Here is a 14,431-nt window from a genome sequence, read left to right on the forward strand (position 1 = left end):
CTACGATCAACAACACGAATTTACCCAACATCAATAAAACCGTCTTGGCAATTAATATCAATTTTCTGCTCGCAATAACCAAAAGCCGCTATAAGTCATACCAGAATCATCGGGTTGGACTAACAGAAAATGCAATCCTCGGCTTTGCTGCTTGCGTTGTTCAAATGCTTGGGCTGCTGTTGTAACTTCTGGATCTTCAAATGTGGCAACAATCCATCTATCCACCAAGCTAGCTTCTAATATTAAGCCATCCGGTGCGCCAGAAATGTAGTTCAAGCTGACGGCACGGGCTTGCTGCAACCACCGTGCTAGACGCATTGATTGCCGTCCCCCATAAATGACTACACCAGGAACGGGGACTGTAGATGCCAAACCTAAATTGATGGGTTTGAAATGTTCTGGGATATGCAAAATGGGAATAGGGCGATCGCTAAATCTCGTTTCTACATCACTAGCAGCTAAACTTGCAAAACGCCATTGTTCTCCCCAGAGGTTTTCTGGTAATGGTGCTGGGGGTGGTTTATCCAGCGTTGAGGGATATTGCTTTTCTTGTAACCACTGCTTTAACGCCAAGGTGTGGCGGGTAGGTTCGACATTTATACTTAAGTTGCGTCCAGCCGCCTCAATTAAGCTTAGAGACTGAGGACGAAATACCTGAATTACATCTGGCAATTTTTCACCAGCAGCTAGCTCAAGTTGAGTCGCAACCCAATTAGAATTTGCTGCTGACTGGAGACAGGTGGCTTCATATTGAAAGCTGCGAGTTGCGTCACAAATCAACAACTCCCATAAAATTTGTCCAGACGCATCTTGTGAGGGACGACGATAAAAATCAACCTGCCAAATTTTCATAATTATGTGGGCATTGGGCATTGGGCATTGAGGTATGGGAGAGATCGATGAGAGTTAAAACTGAAAGTTTTAGGTTCAGAGGCTCAATGTTCATGCTCAGAGGTTCAACTTCCGAGTTCAGAGGCTCAATGTTAATGCTCAGAGGCTCAACTTCCGAGTTCAAAGGTTCAACATTCAATCTCATCTTCCCATGCCCAACACCAATTTATAAAGCCTGAATCCATTCTTTGACAGAATATTCAGTCCAGATGCCATTTTTCCAGTAGGGGTCATTTTCAATCAGCTGGCGTACAGTAGCTTCGTCTTCGGCTTCGTAAATCCCAAAAACTTTTGTGACATCCTTGGTGGGGCCAATAGTAATGAGTACACCGGATTCTTTCTGTTTTGCTAATCCGTCTAAATGAGCTTCACGGTGGGGGGCGCGTTTTTCGAGAACGTCTTCGCAGTAAGTTCCCCAGAGTACATATTTAGGCATAGCTAAGACTATTTTGGATTTTGGATTTTGGATTTTGGATTTTGGATTTTGGATTTTAGATTTTGGATTTTAGATTTTGCAGCCAGTGCATCGGGGAGTAAGAAATGATTAATTTCTCACTCCTAGCAAATGACAAACAACAAATGACAAATGACTAACTTCTCAAGTTGACGCCGAATTTTTCCACCAAGGCTTCGCGGACTTTATTGTGTACTGGTTCAACTTCAGCCTCAGTCAGAGTACGATCGCTAGCCCGATAAATTAAGCGGAATGCTAAACTCCGCTGCCCTTCGGGGACGTTTTCACCCCGATATTCATCAAATAATTCCACCGATTCGAGCAAATCTTTACCAGCTTTGGTAATTACTTTTTCAATTTCGACAACTGAGATTTTCACTGGTGCGAAAAAGGCGATGTCGCGATCGCTAGCTGGATATGTAGAATAAGGCTGGAATGTAGGAATGAGAATTTCATCTTCTCCCAGAGAATCTAAAAGCACATCTAGATCCAACTGAAAAACATAAACGGAATCTGGTAAACCTTTTTCTCGTCGCAGTTGAGGATGGAGTTGCCCAAAAATCCCCAGTTTGTTACCCCGAATCCACAGGGAAGCAGTGCGTCCTGGATGTAAGCGATCGTCGCGGCGGTCGGGTTGAAATTCGATTTGCAAGCTCAGTTGCCGAAATACACTTTCTAAAATGCCTTTGGCTTCAAACCAGGTGATGGGTTCTTCACGCCCACTTTTTGACCATTTGCCAAGGGTGCGATCGCCTCCAATTATCCCCGCCAGGGCTTCTGTTTCTTGCAAACCGTCTTCTTCTTGCCAGAAAATTTGCCCGATTTCAAAGCCGTTCAGCGCACCATTACCTTGCTCTAAATTGTATTGAAAGGCATCAATTAACCCAGAGATCAAATCGGTTCGCAGCGCTGAATATTCGACAAATAAGGGGTTTGACAGGACTATATTTCTGTCTTCTCCTGGTTTGACTAAAGAATAGTGGATTAATTCTGTCAATCCTTCAGCCCGGAGGAAAGCTCGTAATTTGCGAATCAATTCCTCATCTAAAGGCAGATAACCGGCTTCCGCTTTTTCTGGTAAAGTATCGCAGAATTTGTTGTAACCATAGAGACGGGCGATTTCTTCAATTAAATCAATTTCTCGCTCTAAGTCGCGGTAACGATAGGGTGGGACGGAAACTGACCATGTAGGTTGATGGCTGTTATCTTCTCCTGAAGAAGTTAACTGGCATCCCAATGCAGTCAGGATGCGCTCAACATCTTGTTTTTGCAGTTCGCCAGTGTCCTCTTCTAAATCGATGGGCCCTAATATCTGATTAACTCGGTCTAAACGCAGGGCGATAGAACGACTCCAGGTAGACGGATCGGGGCGGGTGTCGGCAATTTCCTGCTGGACAATAATTCCACTAGCTAATTCGCTAATTAAGGATAAAGCGCGGCGATTAGCTATTTCCAACTCAGCGCGGTTAACTCCGCGTTCATATCTGCCAGAAGCCTCACTTCTTAAGCCAACACTCCGGGAAGAACGGCGAATTGCCACGGAATCAAATAAAGCTGCTTCTAAAACTAGGCTTTGAGTCCCCTCATAGACTTCTGTTTCTTCCCCACCCATAACTCCCGCCAGTGCAACGGGTTTTTCGTTAGCGGTGATTAACAAATTTTGGGATGCTAGGGTGCGAGTTTGTCCATCTAGGGTTTTGAGGGATTCTCCATTATTGACAAAGCGAACGCCGATGGTTAAATTTTCGCTACTTGCAACAGATTTTAGGCGATCGCGGTCAAAGGCGTGCAGTGGTTGTCCCCATTCCAACAAAACGTAGTTAGTAATGTCTACAACATTACTAATAGGACGTACCCCAGCCGCCCTCAAACGCTGTTGCAACCATTCGGGAGATGGAGCAATTTTCACCTGTTCAATTACCGTACCGATGTATGCAGGACAAGCTTGGGTATCGGCAATTTTTAAAGCTAAATTTCCGGCATTTTTGGGAATAGATACTTCAGCAGGTTCAGGAATGCTCAACTTTCCACCCGTTAAAGCTGCTACTTCTCTGGCTACACCTACCATACTTAGGGCATCAGCGCGATTGGCAGTTGCGGTCAGGTCTAAAATTACATCATCTAAACCCAACAATGGCCGGACATCACTACCCAATGGTAAATTTTCCTGGGTAAAAATATGAATTCCGTCTACATCGGTGGGCAAACCGAGTTCCTTTAAAGAACAAATCATGCCCTGAGATGGGACACCACGTAGTTTTGCAGGTTTAATTTTTAAATCTATTTTGGGTAAGTAAGTACCCGTAGTTGCCACTGGGACATAGATATCTGCCTTCACATTGGCAGCGCCACAGACAATATTTAAAGTTTCACCTGTACCGATATCCACTTGGCAAACACTCAATTTATCGGCGTTGGGATGGGGTTGACGCTCAAGCACTTTGCCGATAACCACGCCATTTGCCCAAGTGCGGCGGTCTTCAATCTCTTCAACCTCAAACCCCGCCATTGTCAGGGTTTCGGCTAATTCTTCTGGACTAAGTTTTATCTCTACTAGTTCGCGCAGCCAATTTAGAGAAATACGCATGGAGTGTGCTTGTTTTAGGAATCGTCTTTTGCTCTTATTTTAGGGTGCAAGAAGCGCTCAATGGCTACTCGCCCTGCAAGGCTTACCTTTCACTTGAACAATCCTACTACGTTAGACAGGCAATGTAAAAATTAAGTAAATACTGAGAATGTATCTACAGAGGGAAGTATGACATTATTTTATTTGGTTGATTTTGACGTTCAACTACATAGGCCCGGATTTATCACAAATGATAAATCCGGGTGTTTTGTTTCAGACAAAAGCGTGTCAAAGGTTGGTCATCTACGGTTTACTAACAACAATTTTAACAATGTAGTCTTTGAGCGCGATCGCCTTTTTGCTATTTGGGTACGGGGAAACCCCTATCAACGTCACCGAATATTTATCTAAAAATTGAATTGGTAAAGCATCACGACCTGGTATTAGGGTTAGCGTTAATGTTGAAACTTGCTTACCATTTTTTATGATGTCTAATCCAATAATAACTTGCCCTTGCCAAATACAAGTTACATCAGAAGGACACCGCGAATCCTGGATAACTTTTGAAAATTTGATTTCAATATTTTCAGTGGGGAGGTAAGCTGTCCTTCCATATCTAAGATAAAATGGAGTATTTAAATTACTTCCAACTCTAGCCATCAATTGTTGATGATTACCTTGAGCAATTGATTTAACTTCTATGCTTGAAGGCTTGATATTTGATAATATTCCATAGCTAGGAAGACAATTTGCTCCACCAATCAATGTTAATATAACTGCTGCGCTTACTACACTTTTCATTTTTTATACTCCATAGTCAGGAAATTTTATTATTAGTTGAGCTAGAAAGCAGGCTTATAAATTGTTCTGTGTTCTGCTAGAGCGAAGCTTTAAAAGATAAAACGCAATTAGCTAACTTTTGTGCGTAGGCGCAGTCCTTCTCCTATTAGAGGGAGATGCTGCGCGTAGTTTGCTTCTTCGGAGGGGTACGGCTGCGCTCAGGAAGCACCCCTCGTCGTAGACATTGCTTCTTGGATAACCATTACGATTGAGAACCATTTTGTTTCTCACGCTTGAGCTAAAATACCATAAAACGAGCAATCTAAATACACAAGCTTTTTCTGATTTCAAAAACTTCAACAGCGCTTTTCCAACAATTCGTTGCTTAATTTATCTTGAGAATTCACTCTAATTTTACTTTCTAGCATTATTAATCCATAGTTGAGCAATTATTACATTATGTAAAAGGGACATTATTTTTTCTCTATTCTCAACAAGCCCAGCTTTTTGAGATGAGCAATGACTACGATTTCACAAGGCGTAGCCCATCGTAGATATGGCTTTGAGATTTGGAAAATAAATCAAATGAGAAATGCTGATTTTTTCGTTGGTTCTTAACATTGATTGCGATCGCGAGTAATTTAGATGCGTTTGCTCTGGCGATCGCAGAACTTGAATATTTAAAACTCGATAAAACCTCGCTTGAAAATGAAAGTAAAAAATGCTTTCATTCATGTCGTTGATATTCCTCTTAATAGAGAAATTTCAGTTTGAGTAAGTAGGAGTTTAATTCTAATGGCAACTTCTGACAATAACAATCAAACTGTTGGCTCACAAAGTACTAGCAACAGTTGAACTGGTAATGGCAATTTTTCTTTCAATGATGGCAAATGGCAGTCTACTGATGGCAGCAGTTTAGATAGTGGCAAAGTAATGTGCATAAAAAAACTCATTGGAGTGGTTAATTTAAGTCAAATGCATAAAGACTATTTTCAGTAATTCGGCGCGAGTAAACGGTTTAGTCAGATATCCAGATGCCCCAACTAATTTCGCTTTTACTTTGTCTACAATCCCTTTGTTCCCAGTGACAAAGATAATCGGAGTGTTTTGAAATAGGGAATTATTTCGTATAATTCGGCACAACTCATAACCATCAATTCCTAGCATGTTTAAATCCAACAAAATTAAATCCGGTTTGTGCCTTATAATTGACAAAACTGCTTTCACTGGATCGTTAATAGTCACTACAGAAAAATTTTCATTTTCTAAGAAATAACTGATTTCTTTAAGAATTGTAGGGCTATCATCTACAGAAACGATTTTGTGGACTTTTTTTACCGTTACCGTAGCAGCCGTTACTCTTTGGGAAGCAGAATTTATGTTATTTGATATTGTTGGTTCCTGAAAGTTTTCTTTTGAAGGGGTAGAAATCTGTGGTAATCGCTGAACAGGAACTATTTTCTCTTCAGGAATATTTGGGTAAGAATTGACAGTGCTACTTAGTTCTTGTTTGGTGTCAACTAACCCTGAAATCAATTTTGAGAAAAGCGATTGCTCCTCAAATATCTTTGGTAATTTATCAAATGGTGGATCGGGTTCATGGAGGATAATCGCACCCTTAAGGATGTAAGGGTATAAATTGCGAGCTAGTTGAATTTCATCTTGATTCAAAATTACAGCCAGATGACACAGGCTAAAACCCTTCATCCAGTTAATTAAATCTGGCTGTAGATTTGGTAAATCTTGGTCATCAAACTTGCTGTTAATTAACAGATATGGACGTTGATATGGGGAAGAAATTTTAGGTACAAAAGCCTGCCACTTCTGTAATCTTACTTGGCAATACTCTAGAATTTTGTCTACACCTAGCCGGCAAATTTTTGGCATTCTATCAAGTGGTTCTATTAATTCATAAGTCCCTTCTTTGATGAGCAAAAATGATTCAATGACCTCTTTAACTAATTCTTGAACCAGCACTGCTGCTTGTGTAGAATGTAGATGTTGTTGACTAACAAGCCAGGATATAGCCTGATACTCAGGAGGGTTACTTCTGGAATTAGTGTCATCTTTGATTAACTGACTGTGTGAGTCAGGTTCAAACATCAGCCTTACTTGAACGCGAACCTCATTAGTAAGGAGTGGAATTTGCTGGCTGAGGCGTCGCAAATGGCGTTCTAGTCGATCGAAGGGTTCCACGGAATGGGTAGCGTAAGTTATTTTGCCCTGTTCTAAGTAAATCGACCAAGAAACGGAGTTACTCAATACTTGTAAACAAGTACTGTCGGAACAATTGGATAATTGTCTTAACAAACTTAGAGGACGTAGTTTGGTGAATGTACCTGAGTTATTCATATTTTTCAAGTTTTTTGCGGAATCAACAACCGAACATTTGTAGATTGAAAATATGAGCTATAAAGTATTCTCTTCTTTGTAATATTTTTCTAACCACAAATTATTTATTTGAAAATATGTACATATATTAAAAAATGTAAGGCTTCTAAGTCCTTTGTTACATTTGGCACATTTTACTTAATCTATCTCAAAAAACAAGTAGGTGTGAATAAAGGTAAGCATCTATCATAGCTAGATTATCAGTAGATGTTGGTTATTTCTGGATTTTACTAACTACTGACAACTCTTGAGTGAAGACCTTAATAATGATGTTTATTTATGCCCACTCACTTCCAGAGGTAAATTTGATTCCAAGTTCGCGTAGTTACACTGGTATAGTTCTAGAGTTAACGAGCTTAATTATGGTTAATTACTTTTCCTTAAAGAAACGATTCTTCTACATAAAATCTTTAAAAACTTATCTAGGAAAGTTTACGTATTTATTGTACTGTAGGTTTAATGGATATAACTTTTTGGTAGATACATTACAACAGGTAATGCTGGGTTTTGATAAACTCTTTTTTGCTAAACTAAGCTGTACTCAAGTTCATCTTAAATATATAGAGAACTTCATGAAAATAATTTGTTTAATAAAGATTAGAGCATCTACCAATAGATACTATATTCTATAGTCGCCTCGGCGATTGAAACTATATACTCTGAGCAAAGGGAAATAAAGCTTTGGACTTTAACATAACACAAAAAGTTATGCATGATACATTAAGACTTGATGAAGTAGTAGAATTTGCTGAGAACCCAGAACCACGTTGTCCGTGTGTACTTTTACTAGACACATCTGGGTCGATGCAAGGAGAGGCGATTGAGGCTTTAAATCAGGGTTTACTAAGCTTAAAGGATGAACTAGTCAAAAATTCCTTAGCCGCCAGACGGGTGGAAGTGGCGATCGTCACTTTTGACAGTAATATCAATGTAGTACAAGACTTTGTGACTGCCGATCAATTCAATCCGCCGATTTTGACAGCCCAAGGCTTGACGACAATGGGTGCGGGAATTCATAAAGCTTTGGACATAATTCAAGAGCGGAAATCTCAGTATCGTGCCAACGGGATTGCTTACTATCGTCCTTGGGTATTTATGATTACCGATGGAGAACCCCAAGGTGAATTAGAGCAAGTGGTAGAGCAAGCATCCCAGCGCCTACAGGGAGACGAGGCGAACAAGCGGGTAGCATTCTTTACAGTTGGAGTAGAAAATGCGAATATGACGCGTTTAAATCAAATAACTGTACGTACTCCCTTAAAGCTTAAAGGATTAAATTTTATCGAGATGTTTGTCTGGCTGTCAACTAGTATGTCGGCTGTTTCTCATTCACAAGTAGACGAACAGGTAGCACTACCGCCCATTGGTTGGGGAACTGTTTAATGAAAAATCGCAGCTTGATGTTTACACAGCTAGCTGCTTGAAAAAAAAATTTATGAACATATCAAAACAGATTGCTCAATGGCGGATTGTGGCTGCGTCTGTATGTGGTACAAGTCACTTAAAAAACAATCAATTATGTCAGGATGCTCATCACTGGCAAATATTGTCAGATAATGTTTTAGTGGCGGCCGCAGCAGATGGCGCGGGTTCTGCTAGCCTTGGGAAAGTGGGAGCGATGGTTGCTGTGGAGACAGCAATCGAAAACATTTCTACCAAAGGGCTGACCCGAAAAAGTTTGACTGATGATACATTGGTGCGATCGCTCTTAAATGATGCCATATTCGCCGCCAAAAAAGCTGTCGAGGATGAGGCGGCTACTTGTGACAAACAGCCTCAAGATTTAGCAACTACCTTAATTATGCTGGTTGCCACACCAGAAGTTGTAGCTGTAGTTCAGATAGGCGATGGTTTGGCAGTGGCTAAAGATAGTATGGGCAACCTGCTGGCACTGACGATGCCTGATAGTGGTGAATACATCAACGAAACTACTTTTTTAACTTCGCCCAATGCCTTAGATACAGCACAAATGAGATTATGGCGCACAGACATAGTAAACGTTGGTATCATCACCGACGGATTACAAATGCTGGCTTTGAATATGGTTGTTGGCGAACCTCACAAACCATTCTTTTTTCCACTGTTTGAATTTGTTGCCAATACCGAGGATAAGACAGAAGCGAAGGAGCAATTAGTAAAATTTTTACGCTCAGAGCGGATTACGCAACGCACTGATGATGATTTAACACTCATTATAGCAGCATTCAACGACTCATGAGCAATCGATTTACAGGTTTCACATCTTACAATAACTTCCGTTAGCGGTAATTTCATTATGCAGGTACTACGTTGTTCCCCCAGAAAAGAAATCCTCAGTCTCAATGTCAGTTTGGGACGTGGCGGTGAAGCTTGTGTTTATGCTGTGCCATCCGATAACGATTTGGTGGCGAAGATTTACCACAAGCCAACGACTGCCCATGCAGAGAAACTCCAGGCGATGCTTGCTAACCCGCCAGAAAACCCTACGGCGAGTTTAGGGCATATCTCTATCGCTTGGCCAGAGGATTTATTACGGGCGGCAGATGGCAAAAATAGCATCCTGGGCTTTTTAATGCCACGTATTCAGGGGATGCGTCCAATCATCGACTTTTACAACCCCAGAACTCGTCGGCAACATTGCCCCCTATTCAACTATCAGTACCTGCTCCGCACGGCTCGAAACCTGGCGGCAGCTTTTGCCGCTTTGCACGCCAGTGGATATTGCATTGGTGATGTAAACGAGTCTAATATCCTCGTCAGCGATACAGCACTGGTGACTTTGATAGACACAGACTCTTTCCAAGTAACCGACCCAAACAGCAATGTTGTTTATCGCTGCCCAGTAGGTAAACCAGAGTTTACTCCACCAGAACTACAGAATAAAACTTTTGCCCAGCACGATCGCGAAATCTCTCACGATTTATTTGGGTTAGGGGTGCTAGTATTTCAACTCTTAATGGAAGGCACCCACCCATTTTCGGGAATTTTTCAAGGTGCGATTGAGCCACCACCTTACGAAGCACGAATTGCATCGGGTCATTTCACTTACAGCGAAAAGCGTTACGTACCCTACCTGCCGACACCTATTGCCCCCCCTTGGGAAATTCTCCATCCCAGCTTACAGGAATTATTTGTCCGTTGTTTTGAAGAAGGTCATAACAACCCACAACTACGCCCCAGTGCCCAGACTTGGCTCTCAGCTATCGCTGAAGCCGAAGAGTCCCTAATTACCTGTACGACAAATCCCCAACATCGCTACAACAACCACATGCGTAGCTGTCCGTGGTGCGAACGTACCGTGCGATTAGGTGGACGCGACCCCTTCCCATCACATCGGGCAATAGAAGCTAGAGAACATCTCCAACCGCGAATCAAAGCGAGAAAACGCTACAATCAGACACCGCATTTTCCCCAGCGAGCCATGTCACCGCAGCTAGCTAATTATTGGCAGCCAATGACTCCCAGCGGTTCATATAAACCTTCCAAAAAGTCAAAGTTGTACCCGATTATTTGTTGTTTGCTGGGTTTTGGTTTATTGGGATATGCAGATGTAATGATTAAATTTACTCAGCCGTTGGTTTCCCAAAATGCTTACACCCAACAAACAATCAAGTCTACCCAGCCAAATAATAAACTCAGCTTCGCTGATTCTTATCAGCAAGGTTATATTGCTTATAAAGAGCGGGACTATGACAAGGCAATTGTCAATTTTAGCCAAGCAATTGAACAAGAACCGACACACGCTAGAGCAATTGTAAATCGTGGTAATGCCCGCTATAACCTGAAAGACTACGAAGGAGCAGTTACAGATTATAGCCAAGCTCTGAAAATCAATCCCAATCAAACCAAAGCTCTGGTAAATCGGGGCAATGCCCGCTATATGCTCGCCGAGTATAGCAACGATCCCGATCGAGAATATAATCTAGCGATCGCAGACTATAATCGAGCCATCGGTCTGGATAATAATGAAATTGAAGCTTATGTCAGACGGGGGATTGTCCGCGCCCAAATGGCTAAATACAGTGGTGAATCTCAACAAGCTTACAAAAAAGCGATCGCAGATTTTACTCAAGCCATACAACTTAATGTCTCAAAAGCCGAAGCTTACTTCCAGCGGGGTGTTGTTTATTATCAAATCGCTCAATATAGCAGCAATTATCAGCAAGAATATAATCAAGCGATCGCTGACTTTAACCAAGCATTAACTTTAAGCCCTAAACTAGCAAAAGCATATCTCAAACGAGGTATGGTTCGCTATGAACTGGCACAGTATGGCGGTAGTGAAGCTAACAAAAACCAAGCGAAAGCTGTCGAAGATATACAGGCATCTGCCAAAATATTTCTTGAGCAAGATGACATGGATAATTATCAACAAGCACTCAGTAATATGTGTGTAGTCATCGAAAACAAATGTGACCCTTTATTCCAAGGCTCAAGTAATATGGAAAAAACTAACTAGAAATAAGTATTTTTTGTTACTAGCATATTATTGGTTTTGATTGAAAAAATCAAGCCTGACTAGGGTTAGCGCCAGCTAATCCTAGTTATTTTATAGGTAACATTTTTATTTCATTAGACCTCTTGCAAAAGTCCCTAACACCCCACCCCCTACCCCTCCCCGCAAGCGGGGAGGGGAGACAAAGCGTAGCTTTGGCGGGGTGGGGTTCTTTCTTATTTTTGATTTATGCAAGAGGTCTATTGAGTAATTTATTTCTGTATTTATAGATATTCATAGAGCTTTTATATAGAAAAGATTTTAATTTATCTTTCCTTTATAATTTCATCAGAAATTACAGTTAGATTATTGACGGAGAAACAGAAATCAGAAATACATTTCTCTCCCCTGAAGTGCATCCTCTTCATCTCGAAAAAGTCGAATAATCATATCCCTACAAATCTCCGAGGTAATTGCATGAAAGCGGTGATTTTGGCTGGAGGTCTTGGTACACGCCTCAGTGAAGAAACCAGTGTTAGACCCAAGCCGATGGTTGAGATTGGTGGTAAGCCAATTCTCTGGCACATAATGAAAACATACTCTGCCCACGGCATTAATGACTTTATTATTTGTTGTGGTTACAAAGGTTACATCATTAAAGAGTATTTTGCTAATTACTTTTTACACATGTCAGATGTTACCTTTGACATGCGCTTTAACCAGATGAACGTGCATTCTGGTTATGCAGAACCCTGGCGCGTCACCTTAGTAAATACGGGTGATAATACAATGACAGGTGGACGTTTAAAGCGAATCAGCGAACATCTTGGTAACGAGACTTTTTGCTTTACTTATGGCGATGGTGTCAGTAATATTAATATCACTGAGCTAGTTAAGTTTCACAGAGAACAAAGAAGCTTAGGAACACTTACCGCTGTTCAACCAGCCGGACGTTTTGGTGCCATTTCTTTAGGATACGAGCAAACTAAAATCACCAGCTTTCGGGAAAAACCGGAAGGTGATGGAGCTTGGATTAATGGTGGTTATTTTGTGTTAGAACCAGAAGTAATTAACTTAATTGCTGATGACTCTACAGTGTGGGAACAAGAGCCATTAGAAAAGCTAGCTGATATGGAACAGCTATCTGCTTTCAGACATGATGGGTTTTGGCAACCAATGGATACTTTACGCGATAAAAACTATCTTGAAGGGCTGTGGAAGAACAATCAGGCTCCTTGGAAGGTATGGTAAGAGAAGAGTTAGGAGTTAGGAGTTAGGAGTCAGGAGTTAAATAACAAATGACAAATGACAAATGACTTTATAGATTTACTGTAATTTGAAGTGCGATAAGACTAATGTATGATTTTGCGATTATAGGTGGGGGAATAGTTGGACTCTCGACAGCGTTGGCTTTAGGAAAACGCTATCCCAATGCTCGTATTTTAGTACTAGAAAAAGAGAGCCAATGGGCATTTCACCAAACTGGCAATAATAGCGGGGTAATTCATTCTGGTATTTACTACAAGCCAGGGAGTTTCAAAGCTAAATTTTGTCGTGATGGTTCTCGTTCAATGGTAGAATTCTGCCAAGAGCATGGAATTGACCATGAAGTTTGTGGTAAGGTAATTGTTGCAACTGAAGAACAAGAGCTACCACGCTTAGAAAATCTCTACCAACGCGGCTTAGACAATGGCATAGAAGTCCAGAGAATTAGCCCCGAAGAAGTCAAGGAAATTGAACCTCACGTAAGATGTGTAGGTGGAATTCGCGTATCTTCAACTGGTATTGTTAATTACAAGCAAGTTTGTTTGAAATATGCCCAGCTAATTCAACAGCAGGGTGGGGATTTGCACCTCAATACAAAAGTCCTGAAAATCTCTCCAAGTGGTAAAAATCAGGTATTGGAAACAAACAAAGGTAGCTTTGCAACCCGCTTTGTAATTAATTGTACTGGATTGCATAGCGATCGCACCGCCAAACTAGGTCAAGTTGAACCCCAAGCCAAAATTGTCCCATTTCGGGGAGAATACTACGAACTCACCCCAGAAAAACGCTATCTAGTCAAGACACTAATCTATCCAGTTCCCAATCCAGATTTCCCCTTCTTGGGTGTCCACTTTACCCGGATGATTGATGGTAGCGTCCATGCAGGGCCAAACGCGGTTCTATCACTCAAACGCGAAGGTTACAAAAAAACCGACTTTGACTTACGGGATTTCCTAGAAGTCATCACCTATCCGGGTTTCTGGAAGTTAGCAGCTAAACACGCTGATGAAGGCATTCAAGAAATCATTCGTTCTTTTAGCAAAGCAGCCTTCACCAGAAGTTTACAAAAACTAATTCCCGAAGTGCAAGCAGAAGACTTAGTTCCCACCCATGCAGGAGTTCGCGCTCAAGCCTTAATGAACGATGGCAAGCTTGTAGACGACTTTTTGATTGTTTCTGGTCAAAACTCCATTCATGTTTGCAATGCTCCTTCTCCTGCTGCCACATCCTCTCTAGAAATCGGTAAAGCACTTGTGGCAGAAATCCCCCAACTTTCGCATCTAGAGAGTGTAGTCACTGCATAGATATCATAGTTGTTATTTCCGGGACTGCTGAATTAAGGGATGAATCTTGTATAGTGGGCATCTTTCTTTGCCTCGAAATACAAGGGACGGTTAAAATACTCATCCCACAAGAAACAAAAAAGTGTCGTGCATCAATTCAGAACCGCTATAGAGTGTTGCTACCCAATGGGTTAGTCAGCAAACTATGTAATAACTTTATATATAGCGCTTCTAGGTTGAGTCCAATGACCTCCAACCCAAACAAAAGGGATAAGATTCAAAGCCTCTCTCCTAATAGGAAAGAGGTTTGGAGAGAGGTCAAGTTATTGCATACAAACTAAAAATATAGCGGTTCCCTTCTAGATGCAACACACTCTACTAGTTCG

The 14,431-nt window shown here is 41.3% G+C and carries 12 protein-coding genes; 5 read left to right on the top strand and 7 right to left on the bottom strand.

The window, feature by feature from the left end; all coding sequences use genetic code 11:
• Positions 1-57: 57 nt before the first annotated feature.
• From V7K53_RS05800 to V7K53_RS05830, 7 genes are all read right to left on the bottom strand, one after another.
• Complete coding sequence (locus tag V7K53_RS05800) at positions 58-852, bottom strand: Tab2/Atab2 family RNA-binding protein (RefSeq protein ID WP_335196665.1); 795 nt, start codon at positions 850-852, stop codon at positions 58-60.
• Complete coding sequence (locus V7K53_RS05805; protein ID WP_335196666.1) at positions 833-1,036, bottom strand: hypothetical protein; 204 nt, start codon at positions 1,034-1,036, stop codon at positions 833-835. Before V7K53_RS05805 ends, V7K53_RS05800 begins: the two co-directional genes overlap by 20 nt.
• A 21-nt stretch (positions 1,037-1,057) precedes the next feature.
• Positions 1,058-1,327 (bottom strand): YciI family protein, encoded by a 270-nt coding sequence (locus tag V7K53_RS05810; protein ID WP_114082327.1) that lies wholly within the window; start codon positions 1,325-1,327, stop codon positions 1,058-1,060.
• 154 nt (positions 1,328-1,481) lie between these two features.
• On the bottom strand, positions 1,482-3,932 hold the full coding sequence (pheT, locus tag V7K53_RS05815) for a phenylalanine--tRNA ligase subunit beta (protein ID WP_335196667.1): 2,451 nt from the start codon (positions 3,930-3,932) through the stop codon (positions 1,482-1,484).
• A 282-nt stretch (positions 3,933-4,214) separates the two neighbouring features.
• A complete protein-coding gene (locus tag V7K53_RS05820; protein WP_335196668.1) occupies positions 4,215-4,712 on the bottom strand; it encodes a hypothetical protein in 498 nt (165 codons plus the stop codon).
• A 510-nt stretch (positions 4,713-5,222) separates the two neighbouring features.
• Positions 5,223-5,426, bottom strand: a complete 204-nt coding sequence (locus V7K53_RS05825; RefSeq protein ID WP_335196669.1) for a hypothetical protein — start codon at positions 5,424-5,426, stop codon at positions 5,223-5,225.
• 231 nt (positions 5,427-5,657) lie between these two features.
• Positions 5,658-7,043: a response regulator gene (locus V7K53_RS05830; RefSeq protein ID WP_335196670.1), complete on the bottom strand. Its 1,386-nt coding sequence runs from the start codon at positions 7,041-7,043 to the stop codon at positions 5,658-5,660.
• Positions 7,044-7,790: 747 nt separating this feature from the next.
• Here V7K53_RS05830 and V7K53_RS05835 point away from each other — a divergent pair.
• From V7K53_RS05835 to lhgO, 5 genes are all read left to right on the top strand, one after another.
• The gene (locus V7K53_RS05835) at positions 7,791-8,465 is read left to right on the top strand and encodes a vWA domain-containing protein (protein WP_094351580.1); all 675 of its coding nucleotides are present in this window, start codon (positions 7,791-7,793) and stop codon (positions 8,463-8,465) included.
• 52 nt (positions 8,466-8,517) lie between these two features.
• The gene (locus tag V7K53_RS05840; protein ID WP_334837041.1) at positions 8,518-9,300 is read left to right on the top strand and encodes a PP2C family serine/threonine-protein phosphatase; all 783 of its coding nucleotides are present in this window, start codon (positions 8,518-8,520) and stop codon (positions 9,298-9,300) included.
• Between the two features lie 57 nt (positions 9,301-9,357).
• Complete coding sequence (locus V7K53_RS05845) at positions 9,358-11,520, top strand: tetratricopeptide repeat protein (protein WP_335196671.1); 2,163 nt, start codon at positions 9,358-9,360, stop codon at positions 11,518-11,520.
• A 453-nt stretch (positions 11,521-11,973) separates the two neighbouring features.
• A complete protein-coding gene (rfbF, locus tag V7K53_RS05850; protein WP_335196672.1) occupies positions 11,974-12,747 on the top strand; it encodes a glucose-1-phosphate cytidylyltransferase in 774 nt (257 codons plus the stop codon).
• Between the two features lie 104 nt (positions 12,748-12,851).
• Positions 12,852-14,066, top strand: coding sequence for an L-2-hydroxyglutarate oxidase (gene lhgO, locus V7K53_RS05855; protein ID WP_094351584.1), 1,215 nt, complete (start codon positions 12,852-12,854; stop codon positions 14,064-14,066).
• Positions 14,067-14,431: the final 365 nt, after the last annotated feature.

The sequence above is a fragment of the Nostoc sp. genome (assembly GCF_036917355.1).
Taxonomy (GTDB): Bacteria; Cyanobacteriota; Cyanobacteriia; order Cyanobacteriales; family Nostocaceae; genus Nostoc.